Origin of the sequence: Streptomyces sp. NBC_00443, from assembly GCF_036014175.1 — a bacterium.
In the GTDB taxonomy this organism is placed as follows: Bacteria; Actinomycetota; Actinomycetes; order Streptomycetales; family Streptomycetaceae; genus Streptomyces.
Window position 1 is genome coordinate 4525071 of the sequence record NZ_CP107917.1, and the last position, 14359, is coordinate 4539429.

Sequence of the window (14359 nt, forward strand, 5' to 3'; positions counted from 1 at the left end):
ACAGCCACCAGACTAACGGCGCAACGCCTCCGGTTTCCCGGCCTCCACAGGCTGGGTGGAGTCGAGATGGGCCCACACGATCAGCCGGTGGCTGTGCCCCCACTCGGGATCACAGGTGGTCAAGGTCAGATAGCGGCCTTCACGCGTGTACCCCGACTTACGGGGCACAGGGTCAATCACCTCAATGTCGGTGGGCACTGTTTTGTAGGGGCCTTTGTCGATCCGATACGTGAACCAGGTCGTCCCGTCCGTCAGCACCACCGCATCGCCGGGCCGCAGCCTCGGGAAGTCCTTGAAGGGGTCGCCGTACGTGCGCCGATGGCCGGCGACCGAGAAGTTGCCCTTCTGACCGAGCTGGCCGGTGTTCGCGTAGTGGCCGAGGCCCTTCTTGAGGGTCTTGGTGGCGGTGCCTTCGAGCACCGGCTTGTTCCACGTGAAACCAAGCCGCGGGATGTACATGATCGCGAAGGGCTTGTCCGCGGTGTACGGGGCGGGCTTCGGCGGACTCGCGGTCGCACCCGGAGTCGTGGCGGCGCCCGGACTCGACGAACCGCCGGGGGCCCCGGCCGTCGGGCGTACCGCCCCCTGCGCCCACTGGTCCTGTAATTGATCGATCTGATCGTCCATGACGTTGTCGGCCTTCACGCCGGTCCAGAACAGTACATAGACGACGAAAAGGACGATCACGGTACCGACGGTGATACACAGTTCGCTGACGGTCCTGACGACGACGCGCACCGGCAGCTCCAGAGAGGGCTCACTCACTCCACGGGCTTGGCGTACTGCAGATCCACTGTGCCCGAGTAACCCGGCAGAGTCACCGTCCCGTCCTCGGTGACTTTCCAGCCAAGACCGTAGACATTGACGTACACCATGTAGTTCTGAATCGCCGCCGAAGCCGCCAGCGCCTGCTGCATCTTCTCCGGATCACCGACCGCCGTGATCTTGTACGGCGGTGAGTAGACCCGGCCCTGGAGGATCAGGGTGTTGCCGACGCAGCGGACCGCGCTGGTGGAGATCAGCCGCTGGTCCATGACCTTGATGCCCTTGGCACCGCTCTGCCACAGCGCGTTCACCACGGCCTGGAGGTCCTGCTGGTGAATGACCAGGTAGTCGGGCTGCGGCTCGGGATAACCGGGCAGCTTGGCGGTGGCGTCCGGCGGGGCGTCGTTGAGCGTGACCGAGATCGCCTCGCCCGTCAGCTTCTGCGTCCCCGCGTTCTGCTCCAGGGCCGCCAGCTTGTCGTCCTCGGCCTTGGTGCTGCCGTCGTCGCGCTCGGCCAGGGCATCCACGTCGTCCTGCAAGGCCGCGTTGGACTCGCCCAGCCCGCCGTTCTTGTGGCTGCGCTCGTGGATCAGGTCCGAGAGCTTCAGCAGCGAGGCGTCCGTGCGGATATTGGTGCCCTTGGCCGTGTTGAAGCTGGTGAAGAAAATGAGCCCGGCGAGAGCGAAAACGGCCGCGGTCAGCACCCGCACCGGCCGGAATCGGCCGCGTACAGGGCTGGATTCAGCCCCGGGGGAGTCGGCAGAATTGCTCAACGTACCCTTATCTCCTTCGGCGCCGCGGAAGCACTACGCTAACGGACGCCCGGGGGAGCAATCAGAGTCCCCTTGTACGCTGCCCCGAGCCAGCCACAGTTCCCTGCGCGGCCACGCAGCGCATCGACAGGAGAGACCCTCGTGCCGAAGTCACGTATCCGCAAGAAGGCGGACTACACGCCGCCGCCGTCGAAGCAGACGACCGCGATCAAGCTGAACAGCCGCGCCTGGGTCGCGCCCGTGATGCTGGCCATGTTCCTCATCGGCCTCGCCTGGATCGTCGTCTTCTATGTGACCGACGGTTCGCTGCCCCTCGACGCGCTGGGCAACTGGAACATCGTCGTGGGCTTCGGCTTCATCGCCGCCGGCTTCGGCGTCTCCACCCAGTGGAAGTAGAGGTCGAGGCGACAGCTCGAGCGGGCAGTCGACGCCGCGGCCACTTCGCGGTGAACTGAGCTCTGCCCAGGGCTATCCGCTGAGTTATCCACAGCCTTGCAGCAATTTCCACAAGCTGACTGGGGAAAAGACGACGATCTGTGGATAACCCATCGGGCGTTGACGCCGGTATGACAGCCACACCGGTCACCCGAAGGCTTCTCGAACACGCGTGCGCCCCCTGTCTGACCTGCGGAAACGTAGGGTTTGGACAGGGGGCGAAGCTCTTCCCCCACCGTGCGCACAAGATCCGCCACACGCTGTGGACAACCGGCCCGCTCACGTGGATAACGGCACGGCTCAGGTGAGCTGGAGCGTTCTCAGCACGGTCATCAACACCACTGCGGCCAGGACCAGCGCACATGTGCCGTACTGCACCAGCGCCCGACGCTCGCGTGGGGCGTGGACCATGGCGTAGCCGAGGATGACGCCGGCGACGAGGCCACCGATGTGGGCCTGCCAGGAGATGTTGAATCCCGGGGCGAAGGTGAAGATCAGGTTGATCGCCAGCAGCGCGATGATCGGTCGCAGGTCGTAGTTGAGGCGCCTCATGAGGACTGCTGTCGCGCCGAAGAGGCCGAAGATGGCGCCGGAGGCGCCGAGCGTGGCCGTCGTCGGGGAGGTCAGCAGATAGGCCAGGGCGCTGCCCGCGAGGCCGGAGCAGAAGTAGAGCGCGATGTAGCGGGCTCGGCCGAGGGCCGCTTCGAGGGGGCCGCCGAGCCACCACAGGCTGAGCATGTTGAAGGCGAAGTGCCAGATCTCCTCGTGCGTGAACATCGAGGTCACCAGGCGGTACCAGTCGCCTTCGGAGACTCCGTCGGTGGGGTTGAAGGGGGCGGGGGGCCAGGTGCCGACGAGGACGAGGTCGTTCAGGAGCTCGGTGCTGCTCCGTACGGCGATGAAGATCGCGAGGTTGATCCCGATGAGGATCTTGGTGAGCAGGCGTGGGTCGGCGGCGATGCTGCCGCCTGCGATGGTGCGGGGGCGGGCGGCGTCAGGGGCGTGTCCGGTGCCGGAGCCGGCACGGACGCAGTCGGGGCACTGGAAGCCGACGGAGGCGCTGACCATGCATTCGGGGCAGATGGGGCGCTCGCAGCGGGTGCAGCGGATGCCGGTCTCGCGGTCCGGGTGGCGGTAGCAGACGGGCAGGCTCTGCGCGTCCTGCGGGCTACCTGCCGGCTGGTCCATGAGGGTCCCCTAGGTCGTCGTACGCGATGCACGTCCTCATGCATCGCCCCGCTCATCCTTACGGACGAGCGGGGCGATTGGTTCCCTGCGGGAGGTGTCGGACTCAGCCCTCGCGGGTCTCGACGACGACCGACTCGATGACGATGTCGCTGAGCGGGCGGTCGGTGCGCGGGTTGGTCTGGACGCCGGCGATGGCGTCGATGACCTTCTGGCTGGCCGGGTCGGTGACCTCGCCGAAGATCGTGTGCTTCCGGTTCAGCCAGGTCGTCGGGGAGACCGTGACGAAGAACTGCGAGCCGTTGGTGCCGGGTCCGGCGTTGGCCATGGCCAGCAGGTACGGCCTGTCGAAGGAGAGGTCCGGGTGGAACTCGTCCTGGAACTGGTAGCCGGGACCGCCGGTGCCGTTGCCCAGGGGGTCACCGCCCTGGATCATGAAGCCGCTGATGACCCGGTGGAAGACCGTGCCGTCGTAGAGCTTGGCCGTGGACTTCTCACCGGTGGTGGGGTTCGTCCACTCACGCTCGCCCTTGGCGAGTTCGACGAAGTTCTTGACCGTGATCGGCGTGTGGTTCGGGAAGAGCCGGACCTCGATGTCGCCTTGGTTGGTCTTCAGGGTGGCGTAGAGCTGCTCGGCCACGATCTGCCTTCCGTTGTCTTCTTGTGACCCCACGATCCTCGCACGTACGGCGACGTCCGTCCCCCGGCGGTCGTTCACCGGTACGCAACCGGGCGGATTGCTTGCAGAAAACCCGACGAGTCGGTCCGTGGCGGGGGCGGGACGCGCAGAACCGTGGCATTGTCGACGACAAGCCACCGTTGCCCTGCATTGGTCCGTTATTGCACTTGATCAAGCTTATCGGCACCCAAATGCCCGCCCTCACATGCCGCGCAGCGTTCTGACAGGCATGATCCGTAAAAGTGTGGAAAGTCGAATTACCGTACGCCACCGTGGAGGAGGAACCCGTGACCCGCATCGACAGCGTGCGCGCCGCGACCGGCTCGGCGAAGGACAGCGTGCTGCACGCCGCGGAAGTGGTGGCGCCCTACGCCGACACCGCCAAGGACAGGGCCGCACACTACGCACACGAGGCACGCGTACGGCTCGCGCCGAAGGTGACGCAGGCCACCGAGCAGGCCCGCGCCCAGGCTCGCCTGCAGTACGGCGTGTATGTCGCGCCGCGCGTGGAGCAGGCGCTGGCCCACGTGCCGCCGGGCGTCGACAACGCCGCGCATGAAGCCGCCGTCCGTACCCGTAAGGCTGCCCGGCAGGCCGCCGACTACTCCCGTCCGAGGTTCGAGCAGGCTGTGGCCGCGGCCGGGCCCGTCAGGGACGAGGCCACTGCGCGTGGTGTGGCCGCTGTGGCCGCGCTGCGCGGTCAGGTCACGCCGAAGGAGATCGAGAAGCTCGTCCGCAAGCATGAGCGGCGTGCCGGCGCCGGCCGTGCCATGAAGGTGCTGTTGGTGCTCGGCGCTCTCGCGGGCGGAGCGTTCGCCGCGTGGAAGTGGTGGGACAAGCAGGCCAACCCGGACTGGCTGGTCGAGCCTCCCGCCGCGACCGAGGTCCCCGAGTCGAACCGTCTCGCTTCGGTGGACGGCAGCGGCAAGTCCGTCCTCGATCCCGAGGTCGAGGCGAAGGAGGCCGAGGAGGAGGCCGCCCGGCGCGACGACGGCCGGTAGGACGTGGGCCGGTAGGGCGAGGGCCGGTGATGTGACGGTCCAGGTCCGGCCGGGATGTTGAACTGCGCCGTGGGGCGGGAGACTTGAGGGTCTTCCGCCCCACGGCGTTGTTTCACGTGAAACGCCGGTCACGTCCGCCGGCGCGACGGCAGGGGGGCGGGCGCGCGGCCATGCCGCGCGGTGTCCTGCACCACCGGGGCCGGCGTGGCGAGGGCCCGTATTCGGTCGGTGAAGTCGGGGTCCGGCAGTGGAAGGTCCAGGTCATCGTCCACGTAGGCAATGGCGGCGGGGATGTAGTGCAGGACGGCGTTGACGGGGTCGGGGACGGGTGGGCAGTCGGGTTTGAGGGCGCGCAGTACGCGGAGGGTGGTGCTGATCTCGTCCTCGGGTTCGGGGCCGGAGGCCTCGGTGCGGTTGGCGGCGTCGGCGGTGGCCTTGCCGTGCGGGTCATCCCTCTCGGGCCGGAGGCTGCGGGCGTACCGCGCGTGCTGGGTCTGCCACCAGTCGGCGACTCCGGGTTCGCCCAGAGCGCGGTGGTGCAGGTAGAGGCAGTAGCTGGCAGCGGAGTCGCCGGCGCCTGCGGCGTACTGCCACCAGAAGCGTGCCGACTCCTCCCGCGCACAGAGCTGAAGCATGCAGCCGAGCACCCGCGCTCCTGGCGGCTGGGGCAGGGCTCGGGCGAGGAACTCCTCTAGATCAGCGAGGGCGTCGGTGTGGGTGATGACCGTCTCGCAGAGGGTCTGAAGGTCGTCGGCAGCGGAGCGTTCGTCGGTCGGCGGGGCCTGGCCTGGCGGGATCGGCGGGGCCTGGCCGGTGGTGGCGTCTGCGGGGTTCGGGTCGGTGGGGTGCAGGAAGGAGGCGGCGAGCGCGGACAGGCGTACGGCCGCCGCCTCTATGGCTGCCTGGGCGTAGGGCGGACGGAGGAGGCGGGCCCGCCCGAGCAGCTCGTCAATGGGCGATGTCATCGGCTTGCCCTTCCTCGGCTTGCCCTTCCGTGCCCGTGCAGGGCTCGGCGTCAGTACGGGATTCGGCGAGGCTCTTCTTCACGCCGTACGCGTGCTGGAGGCGCCGTTTGGCGTGGCGGACGGTGGAGCGCACACCGGCCGGGGTGATACCGAGGGCGGTGGCTATCTCGACCGCGCTGTAGCCGAGCCCGAAGTGCAGGAGGACCACGTCCATCTGACGCGGCGGCAGCTGGCCGATCTCCGCGTAGAGGTTGAGGCTTTCCTCGAGTTGGCTGATGGGGTCCACGGCCCGGTTCAGCGCCACGGTCTCGAAGGCCTCGCCGATGAGTGCCGGGCGGCGGTCGCGGGTGCGGGAGTGGTCGATGGTGCTGTTCTTGAGCACACGCCAGGCATACGCGGCCGGGTTCTCCTTGGACAGCACGATGGTCCACGCCTTCAGCAGCTGTTCGAAGGCGGCGTCGACCGCTTCCTCGGCGTCGTGCCAGTTACCCAGCCTGGTCTTGGCCCAGTTGACGTACAGCGGCCGGTACATCTGGTGGAAGGCCTCGAAGTCCAGTGGCAGTTTCTTCATGCGCGGGGCGCGGGAGGCCTGGCTCGGCAGGTCCTGGCTCACGACGCCTGCCCCTCGTGGTGTGAGCTTTTGGCGCCCTCGGGGAGGTCGCGCCGCATCTCGCTGATGCCCGCCCGTACTCCGGCCGCGGCCAGCCGACGCAACAGAACGACCGCGTCACGGCCGAACACCCGTAGGGCGAGTGCCGCCAGGATCACCTCACCGGCAATGTCCATCGTCACTGTGCTGTTGTGCCTTCCTGATGCAAGGCGAGGCCGCTCAGCACCCCCGGTGGGCCTCGGGACGGCGCGTGTTTACGCCCTCCGCCCACGATGACGTTTGCAACGGCCCGTGTGTGCAAGTCCCGCACAGATTTTCTTAACGGAGCGCATCCTTCTGATTACGCCATCGCGTTCACGCCAGCTCACACCTACCCTTTGCGCCCGAGCCCGCCACCCTGGCGCCACGTCCGCCACCTGCGCACCGACGTCGGGGGCTCCACCGATCCCTGGCATTTGCGCAAACGTCTGCAACGACCCCACCGGGCCACCACGTGACACACGTCACTCATGTCATGGCGTGCGGCGGAGACCAGGGCATACAAAAACCGGCCAGAGGCGACGAGGCATCTGACCGGTCCGGAGTGTGGAGCCTAGGGGAGTCGAACCCCTGACATCTGCCATGCAAAGACAGCGCTCTACCAACTGAGCTAAGGCCCCGGAAGGGGAGCAACCGACCGGAAGAACCACGTACCGGCGGGCGCCGCAGACCAGAGTACCGGGTCACCCCCCGTACCTCGCAAAAAGATTGGGGGTCCCGATGAACCACCACTCTCCGTAAGATGCTCGGCGTGGTTCGCTACAGCGAACCGCGGTTTTGGGGAAGCGATGGGGAGACGCAATGGACGCCGCACAGCAGGAAGCCACCGCAAGAGCGCGGGATCTGCAGCGGAACTGGTACGGGGAGCCGCTGGGGACGCTCTTCCGTAAGCTCATCGACGATCTTGGTCTCAACCAGGCTCGTCTCGCGGGGGTACTGGGACTGTCCGCACCGATGCTGTCGCAGCTGATGAGCGGCCAGCGGGCGAAGATCGGAAATCCCGCCGTGGTCCAGCGGGTGCAGCTGCTGCAGGACCTGGCGGGGCAGGTCGCGGACGGCAGCGTGAGCGCGGCGGAGGCCACCGAGCGCATGGAGGAGATCAAGAAGTCGCAGGGGGGTTCGGTGCTGAGCAACACGACGCAGACCACGAGCAGTTCGGGTGCGCCCACGGTCAAGCGGGTGGTCCGTGAGATCCAGTCCCTGCTGCGTTCGGTGGCGGCCGCCGGAGACATCATCGACGCCGCGGACACCCTCGCCCCCAGCCACCCGGAACTGGCAGAGTTCCTCCGGGTGTACGGCGCCGGACGCACCTCCGACGCGGTCACGCACTACCAGTCCCACCAGAACTGACCCCGAGGCCCGGTCGCCGAAGGGGGTTCGGCAACCGGGCCGACGGTCTACGTCCTGAGCGGGCGCGAGGGAGCCGCGGGAGTGTCTCTCGCCGGGGCTGGGCGAGAAGGGGAGTCAGCGAGGGGGAGTCGTATCGCTCGTCGAGGGGGAAGCCGGGGGGTAGTCGAAGGGGGAGGAGCGACGCACTGCAATGGGTGAGGTCTTCGCCGGCCGGTACGAACTGGTCGACCCGATCGGACGCGGAGGCGTCGGCGCCGTCTGGCGTGCCTGGGACCACCGCCGCCACCGGTATGTCGCCGCAAAGGTGCTGCAGCAGAGCGACGCGCACTCGCTGCTGCGGTTCGTCCGCGAACAGGCCCTCCGGATCGATCACCCCCATGTGCTCGCGCCCGCCAGCTGGGCCGCCGACGACGACAAGGTCCTGTTCACCATGGACCTGGTGGCCGGCGGTTCGCTGGTCCACCTCATCGGGGACTACGGCCCCTTGCCGCCCTCCTTGGTCTGCACGCTCCTCGACCAGCTCCTCGCGGGACTGGCCGCGGTGCACGCGGAGGGCGTCGTCCACCGCGACATCAAGCCCGCCAACCTGCTCCTCGAGGCAACCGGCACCGCCCGCCCGCGGCTGCGTCTGTCCGACTTCGGCATCGCCATGCGGCTCGGTGAGCCGCGGCTGACCGAGACCAACCTCGTGGTGGGAACGCCCGGCTATCTCGCGCCCGAGCAACTCATGGGCTCGGAACCGGACTTCCCGGCCGACCTGTTCGCCGTAGGACTGGTCGCCCTGTATCTGCTGGAGGGCGCCAAGCCCGACGTCAAGGCCCTCGTCCAGTACTTCACCGCGCACGGAACTCCCGGTGCGCCCAAGGGCATTCCCGAACCGCTGTGGCAGGTGGTGGCCTCGCTGCTGCAGCCGGATCCACACGCGCGGTTCCGCACGGCCACGGGGGCGCGCAAGGCCCTCGCATCGGCGGCCGAACTCCTTGCGGAGCCCGGTCCCGACGACGAGCTCATCGAGATCTTCGACCAAATCGGGCCCCTGCCACAGGGGTTCGGGCCGGACGGGCCGTTCAAACGGGCACCCGGCGTCGAGGAGAGCACGGGGGGCTCGCGTCAGTTCGGCGCGGGCGCTACCTCGGGCTCTGTGGGGACGGCCAACACCGGCTCTGTGTCCATGCCTCCCGGCACCGGGGCAGCGGCGAGCGGCACCGGACACGTGGTCGCCGACTACGGCTCCAGCTCGGGCACGGCCCCGAACGATCCGCGCCAGGGCGTGGCCGGACCGACCCCGCCCCCGGCGTCGGCTTGGGTTTCGGACGTCACGCCATCCCAGTCCCCGGCCGCGTCGCCCGCCTCCGACCGGGGCCCCCAATCGCCCGCCGCCCAGCCACCGTCCGCTACCTGCCAGCCCGGCGGCGGAAGCGACATGGGCAGGGACAGGGACGGGCAGGACGGGCGCCTCACCATGTCGGACACCGGCAGCTTCCACCTGCCACCACCCCCTCAGGCCACGTCCTCCTCCCTCCGGACTCAAACGCCCCCACCACAGCCGCACCCAGCACAGGGCCACGGTCAGGCGCAGGGCCAGGGCCAAGGTCAGGGGGAGTCCGGCCAGGCACACCACGGCGCGCAGCATCACGCGCCCCACGCCTCCCCCTACGACGCCACTCACGTCCTGTCCTCCCCCCACCCACACACACCGCAGTACCCGTCTCAGCCCCCGACGCCGGTGCAACACCAACGCGTCGATGCCTCTACTGCTTCGTACACCGCTCAGAGCCCGCAGGTTCCACCTTTGGCGCCCCCGGTTCCGCAGCAGCACCGCCGCGGCGGCCACCGGGCCACCCGCCGTGCAGCCCACGGCGTCACGCGCCGCCCCGGCCCACCCGCCAAGGTGGCGATCCCGCTCCTGCTGCTGGCGCTGGCCTGTTACGCCGTGGGTTTCTGGGCGCTGACTCGCGTCTGAGGTCGCTGAAGCAGCTGAGGCGCCGAAGGACGCCGACCGGCACCCCGGCCCCGCTGGGTTTCACGCTCCCATGGGCCCAACCAGTGGGCAGCGAACTCACAGCCCGAGCCTCACTCAGCCCTGGACCCCACCAGCCCGATGGCCGCACCCGCCCTACAGGGCGCCAACCCTTCGCCGAGCCACCACCATCCACACGCCCAGCACCACCAGCACCACAGTCCCCGCCCCGATCCCGCTCACCGCAAGCACGGCCATCGCAGCGTCACTTCCGCCCCCGCTTTCCGCAGCCGCCCCCGTATCGCCTCCACCAGCCTGAAAGACACCCGGCGGCTCGGACTCCCCCGCATAACCGGGACCTGACTCGGCCGACCCCCCCACCCGCACACGCAGCGTCAGCGGGAGCGGCCCGTCGCCGTACTTCTCGGCCACCTCGGCCGCGAGGTGCACCACGAGGTAGTAGGAACCGGCGAATCGCATGCCGCTGAGCCGGTCGGGCACGGCGTACCGGTTCTCGTACGCGACCGGCGGCAGGGGATCGATCTCGGCGACCTTCTGGCTGCCGTCGTAGTTGGTGCTCGCGTCGTCGACGAGGCCGCGTGCCGGGTTGTAGAGCGAGAGGTCGAGGGCACCGACGGCGATGCCGTCACCGCTGGCCGAGCTGCCCAGTTCGGCGGTGGCGTACAGCTGGCGTCCCCAGGTCAGCGGCACCTTGTAGAAGAACGTCCGGCCGGGCTCGATGTCGGCACTCCAGACCCCCTCACCGACGGACACCGCCGAGGCGAACCCGGAGCCGCCTTCGCGGCGCACACCCTCGCCTGTGAGGGGGCGGGTGAGGCGGAGTCCCACGCCTCGGGGGCGCTCGTCGCGCCGGGCTGCTCCAGGGACGGCTCGGAGGCGGCGAAGAGCTCCAGGTCCCAGGTGTCCGGCGCGGAACTCGCCGTACTGACGCGCTCGACGACCACGTAGTAGGTGCCCGCGCTCTCGCAGCGAGACCGGTCGGCGAAGATCTCACGTGCCGCCCACGCCGCGATGGGCCGTGGGCTGTGGACGACGCGGAAGGTCTCGCTTTCGAAGGAGCAGGAGCGGCCGTCGGCGTCCTGCACGGAGATCCTGATGCCGTCGGTCGCGGAGACGGTGCTGCCGGGGGCGGGGATCGCGGTCGCGGAGACGTATGTATCAGACGTGGCGTCGAGGTCGAGGCGGTAGTAGATCTTCCCGTCGCTCGGCAGGGAGCTCTTGTACGTCGCTCCGGGTGTGAGGCGTACGGCGTCCGCAGTGCCTGTCGCACCCGTGACAGACCGGGCGTCCGGCGCGAAGGCGTACGGGCTGGGCGTGCCGGCCGCGAGAGCGGCCCCGCTCGGCAGTGCGGCGGTCGTGCACAGCAGCAGTGCCCCTACGACGACCGTACGCGCGCGTGCCGAGGGGTGCCCGCGCCGCGTGTTCGCCTCGCTCCGCACCCATGCGCCGCGCCGCACCCCCGCGCGGCGCCACCACGCCGTACGCCGCCGCCTCATCACGCGCCACCCCTTGCCGCCGCCGGACCATGGACTCGCCCATCCTGCCCAGCCCGGCAGCTCGGCACCCACGCAATCCGTACGACTGTCCGAAACGCCGGGCTCTAAGGCCTCTCGGCCACTCCCGCAACCCGAGCACACAAAACCCCGACCGCAACGGCGGCCGGGGTCTGTTCAGATTCCGAAGTGGTGACTCACGAACCCGTGGGCACGGAGTCAGTCGCCTCCGTCCACAGATCCTGCTCGGCGCGATCCGCCTGGATCTGGCGGTACACGAGGAGCCCGCCGATGGCGGCCAGTGCGACCAGGAGAAGCTTCTTCACCGCGCGACCTCGTCTTTCCTTGACGTAGGGGACCTCTGGCGCCCGACTATACACACCGACCGATATCGATCGGTGACCTGCGTCAGGACTCAACTGCCGTCCGAAACAGCGCAGTAGAAGCGGATGACATCGCTCCGATCGGAGGGTGATCACACCCCGACAGACGGTGACTTCGCTGTCCTTCCTCCAGCTTTCGGCAGTCTTCTCATCTCTTGCACCCATTCGAGTGGTGTTCATCTGAAGATCGACGTGTCATGGGCGTCGGTCCATGACTTCTCGGTCCCCATACACATCATGAGGAAAGTACGCAAATCGCCCAACCCGAAAGTGAGGGGCCATGACCAGGAACAAGGTCATGAACCTGTGGACGGCCATCGTCACCGCCTTCCTCGCGCTGTGCACAGCGCTCGGCTTTGTCACGTCGACCACCGCCGCGGCGGTGCCACACACCGAGACGTCACGCAAGAGCGGCAGCGACGACAGCGACCGCAACGCGGAGCTGACGGTGCCCGGGACGCCGAACTGGGCATGGTCCTACGCCAGAGCCCTGCCTCCCACGATGAAGCAGCGCATCCGGGCCGAGGCCCACGGCAAGACCCCCAGCTGCCGGCACCGCCCGCTCACGGAAACGGAAGCGGAAACGGCAAGCCCACCCTCGGCCCCCCGGGAGTGCGTCCACGCGGGCTCCCCGGCGCAACCCCTCGTGCCACACCAGCGTTGAACCGACGGCCCACCCCGAGCCGTCACTCTCTGCCCCAATTTGCACCATCGCGTAAGCGCCACGGCGTGCTCACCCCTCATCGACGATGTGCCGGAGATAGGCCCATGGATCGTTGAGATAACGCCGCCAGTGGTCGACGAGCTCCAGATCCCGCCAGCCGGCGGGACGCATTCCGTGGTCACCCACCTCGATGATCTCGGCGCCAGGCAGCGCCGTCAGCACAGGTGAGTGCGTCGCACAGATGATCTGTGCGCCGGAACGCCCCAATTCATGAAGCAGACCCACGAGTTGAAGACAAGAAGCGAAGGACAGCGCAGCCTCGGGCTCGTCCATGACGTACAGCCCTGGCTCCTGAAACCGCTCGCGGAAGGCCATCAGAAAGCCCTCGCCGTGGCTCATCTCGCCCGCGGCACCGGACAGCCTTCCCGTCTTCTGCTCCCGGTCCAGCGCGTCCAGCGCCGTCTCCGCCCGCAGGAAGAAGCCTCTGCGGCGCGTACGAGGCCCCTGCAGCATGCGCCGGCCGGCCGGTGTCGCCTCGAACCGGATCCGCCCGCCCAGCGCCGACGGCTCACGCCGGCTCGCGTACTTGTATCCCGCGGATCCGCCCCAGGAGTCCAGGCCGAAGCCCTCCGCCAGCGCCTCGACGAGGGTCGACTTGCCCGAGCCGTTCTCCCCCACGAGGAACGTGACCGGCGCGGTGAACTTCAGGCCGCCCTTCAGCAGCTGCCGCACGCATGGCACCGCCCAGGGCCACTGGCTGCCTTCCCCCAGCTCGCCCTCGGCAACATGCGCGTATGCCCGTTCGACGATCATGCAGCCAGGCTCTCACCCGGCACTGACAATCGGGCGCGCTAGATGTCCGCCGCCGACGACAGCGATGCATCCCGCACGACGACGAGCGGAGCCCCGAGCCAGGCCGGCCAGGAAGAGCGCGCCGGGAGCTGCAAGAGCTGGAACGGAAGATCGCCGGTGACCGCTGGTCTCAGGAGCCGGGTCATTCCTGATCTTCTCGTCGGAGCATGGCGGCATGATCGACCCGGTGGGCTTCTCCCGGACCTTCGATCGGCTCGTGAAGCGGGTCGGCGTGCGTCGCATCACGGTGCGGCTCGCACGGCACACCTGCGGGACCCTGCTGGCCTCCTTGAAGGTGCACCCCAAGGTGGCTCAGGCGATCCTCCGGCACAGTCAGATCAGCATGCCTATGGACGTCTACACGCACGTGGTGGGCGACAGTGAGCGGGAAGCGGTCGGCATGCTCGCCGACCTTCTGGAAGATCCCCTCATCGGCTGATGTCCGTCAGCCCTGTCGGCGCTCTGCAGGGCCTCGCCGGGGAGCCTGGGCTCTTCCCCGCCTCGCTATAGTCATACAGTTGTTCGGATCTTGTGGGAGGGGACCCAATGAAGCGTGCAGGCAAGAGCATCGGCCTCGCAGCCGCGGCCGTAGGTGTCGCATTGTTCGCGGCGAGCCCGGCGTCAGCGATGGGCATGTGGGAGAAGGTCAGCACAAACTCGACCTGGAAGTGTGGGGCGACCAAGCAGCACACCGCGGTACCGGGGGTTGGCTTCCAGGCGTGCATGGTCTTCGGCACGCTGAATGAGAGCGACGAGGCCAAGAGTGTGCTCGTGGTGACAAACAACAGCTCCAAGGCCATCGCGCTTGAGGGCTCGATCACTCAGACCTGGAACGGGCAGACCATCGACTGCCAAGCCTCGGTACTCCAGCCGGGCTTCACCCGCGGCTGCTACAACCACCGGGTGCAGATTAAGTGCGGCAGGAACACTGCGTACGGCGACCTGCGGGTCAACGGCGTTTGGAACCGGACAGCATCGAAGCACCACGACTGGAACCCGGATCCGATCTGGTGTCCATGACAGGCAGCCACTCGTAGCAGCCCGCTTGGCCCTCGCCACCACAACGGCAGGGGGCCAAGAGCACGTGACTACGAGGTGGGCTCGGCCGAGAGCGGCGCTGCATCCCCGGACCAACGCGAGGCTGCGGGCCTGCTCGCCGATTCACTGGAAGATCCACTGATCGG

18 protein-coding genes and 1 tRNA gene are annotated in these 14359 nt (G+C 68.4%); 7 read left to right on the forward strand and 12 right to left on the reverse strand.

Annotated features, from left to right (window positions below; translation table 11 throughout):
- Positions 1-12: 12 nt before the first annotated feature.
- Together OHO27_RS20225 and OHO27_RS20230 are read right to left on the reverse strand one after the other, a co-directional pair.
- Positions 13-738, reverse strand: a complete 726-nt coding sequence (locus OHO27_RS20225) for a class E sortase (protein WP_328430496.1) — start codon at positions 736-738, stop codon at positions 13-15.
- A gap of 23 nt (positions 739-761) precedes the next feature.
- Positions 762-1538 carry a DUF881 domain-containing protein gene (locus tag OHO27_RS20230; RefSeq protein ID WP_328425898.1) on the reverse strand — a complete coding sequence of 259 codons (777 nt, stop codon included), beginning with the start codon at positions 1536-1538 and terminating at the stop codon, positions 762-764.
- A 141-nt stretch (positions 1539-1679) separates the two neighbouring features.
- Here OHO27_RS20230 and crgA point away from each other — a divergent pair, with 141 nt between their 5' ends.
- Entirely contained in the window at positions 1680-1934 is a 255-nt protein-coding gene (gene crgA / locus OHO27_RS20235; protein WP_328425900.1) for a cell division protein CrgA, read from the forward strand.
- 339 nt (positions 1935-2273) lie between these two features.
- On the opposite strand, the gene OHO27_RS20240 is transcribed toward crgA, so the two are convergent.
- A complete protein-coding gene (locus OHO27_RS20240) occupies positions 2274-3161 on the reverse strand; it encodes a rhomboid family intramembrane serine protease (RefSeq protein WP_328425901.1) in 888 nt (295 codons plus the stop codon).
- A gap of 103 nt (positions 3162-3264) precedes the next feature.
- Positions 3265-3798, reverse strand: coding sequence for a peptidylprolyl isomerase (locus tag OHO27_RS20245; RefSeq protein ID WP_328425902.1), 534 nt, complete (start codon positions 3796-3798; stop codon positions 3265-3267).
- Positions 3799-4124: 326 nt separating this feature from the next.
- Here OHO27_RS20245 and OHO27_RS20250 point away from each other — a divergent pair, with 326 nt between their 5' ends.
- Positions 4125-4838, forward strand: coding sequence for a DUF5324 family protein (locus OHO27_RS20250; RefSeq protein WP_328425903.1), 714 nt, complete (start codon positions 4125-4127; stop codon positions 4836-4838).
- Positions 4839-4966: 128 nt separating this feature from the next.
- Here OHO27_RS20250 and OHO27_RS20255 read toward each other — a convergent pair whose 3' ends face one another.
- The 4 genes from OHO27_RS20255 to OHO27_RS20270 all read right to left on the reverse strand — a co-directional run bounded on the left by OHO27_RS20255 (position 4967) and on the right by OHO27_RS20270 (position 7072).
- Entirely contained in the window at positions 4967-5803 is an 837-nt protein-coding gene (locus OHO27_RS20255; protein WP_328425904.1) for a hypothetical protein, read from the reverse strand.
- Complete coding sequence (locus tag OHO27_RS20260; RefSeq protein ID WP_328425906.1) at positions 5787-6416, reverse strand: RNA polymerase sigma factor; 630 nt, start codon at positions 6414-6416, stop codon at positions 5787-5789. The genes OHO27_RS20255 and OHO27_RS20260 overlap by 17 nt, the downstream gene beginning before the upstream one ends.
- Positions 6413-6595 (reverse strand): hypothetical protein, encoded by a 183-nt coding sequence (locus tag OHO27_RS20265; protein ID WP_328430739.1) that lies wholly within the window; start codon positions 6593-6595, stop codon positions 6413-6415. The genes OHO27_RS20260 and OHO27_RS20265 overlap by 4 nt, the downstream gene beginning before the upstream one ends.
- A gap of 404 nt (positions 6596-6999) precedes the next feature.
- Positions 7000-7072 (reverse strand) — tRNA-Ala (locus OHO27_RS20270).
- A 181-nt stretch (positions 7073-7253) separates the two neighbouring features.
- Here OHO27_RS20270 and OHO27_RS20275 point away from each other — a divergent pair.
- Both OHO27_RS20275 and OHO27_RS20280 read left to right on the forward strand, forming a co-directional pair.
- The gene (locus OHO27_RS20275; protein WP_328425908.1) at positions 7254-7802 is read left to right on the forward strand and encodes a DNA-binding protein; all 549 of its coding nucleotides are present in this window, start codon (positions 7254-7256) and stop codon (positions 7800-7802) included.
- 190 nt (positions 7803-7992) lie between these two features.
- Positions 7993-9765 carry a serine/threonine-protein kinase gene (locus tag OHO27_RS20280; RefSeq protein WP_328425910.1) on the forward strand — a complete coding sequence of 591 codons (1773 nt, stop codon included), beginning with the start codon at positions 7993-7995 and terminating at the stop codon, positions 9763-9765.
- A gap of 153 nt (positions 9766-9918) precedes the next feature.
- Here the strand turns inward: OHO27_RS20280 and OHO27_RS20285 are convergent, their stop codons facing one another.
- The 3 genes from OHO27_RS20285 to OHO27_RS20295 form a co-directional block, all read right to left on the reverse strand.
- Positions 9919-10536, reverse strand: coding sequence for a hypothetical protein (locus OHO27_RS20285; protein ID WP_328425913.1), 618 nt, complete (start codon positions 10534-10536; stop codon positions 9919-9921).
- Positions 10464-11282 carry a hypothetical protein gene (locus OHO27_RS20290; RefSeq protein ID WP_328425915.1) on the reverse strand — a complete coding sequence of 273 codons (819 nt, stop codon included), beginning with the start codon at positions 11280-11282 and terminating at the stop codon, positions 10464-10466. Before OHO27_RS20290 ends, OHO27_RS20285 begins: the two co-directional genes overlap by 73 nt.
- Positions 11283-11473: 191 nt before the next feature.
- Positions 11474-11602, reverse strand: a complete 129-nt coding sequence (locus OHO27_RS20295) for a DLW-39 family protein (protein WP_003999697.1) — start codon at positions 11600-11602, stop codon at positions 11474-11476.
- 337 nt (positions 11603-11939) lie between these two features.
- Between OHO27_RS20295 and OHO27_RS20300 the strand changes: the two genes are divergently transcribed.
- Positions 11940-12323: a DUF6344 domain-containing protein gene (locus OHO27_RS20300; RefSeq protein ID WP_328425917.1), complete on the forward strand. Its 384-nt coding sequence runs from the start codon at positions 11940-11942 to the stop codon at positions 12321-12323.
- Between the two features lie 69 nt (positions 12324-12392).
- On the opposite strand, the gene OHO27_RS20305 is transcribed toward OHO27_RS20300, so the two are convergent.
- A complete protein-coding gene (locus OHO27_RS20305; protein WP_328425919.1) occupies positions 12393-13136 on the reverse strand; it encodes an AAA family ATPase in 744 nt (247 codons plus the stop codon).
- Between the two features lie 214 nt (positions 13137-13350).
- Between OHO27_RS20305 and OHO27_RS20310 the strand changes: the two genes are divergently transcribed.
- Positions 13351-13614, forward strand: coding sequence for a tyrosine-type recombinase/integrase (locus tag OHO27_RS20310; protein WP_328425921.1), 264 nt, complete (start codon positions 13351-13353; stop codon positions 13612-13614).
- 107 nt (positions 13615-13721) lie between these two features.
- Positions 13722-14195 (forward strand): hypothetical protein, encoded by a 474-nt coding sequence (locus tag OHO27_RS20315; protein ID WP_328425923.1) that lies wholly within the window; start codon positions 13722-13724, stop codon positions 14193-14195.
- Positions 14196-14359 lie beyond the last annotated feature (164 nt).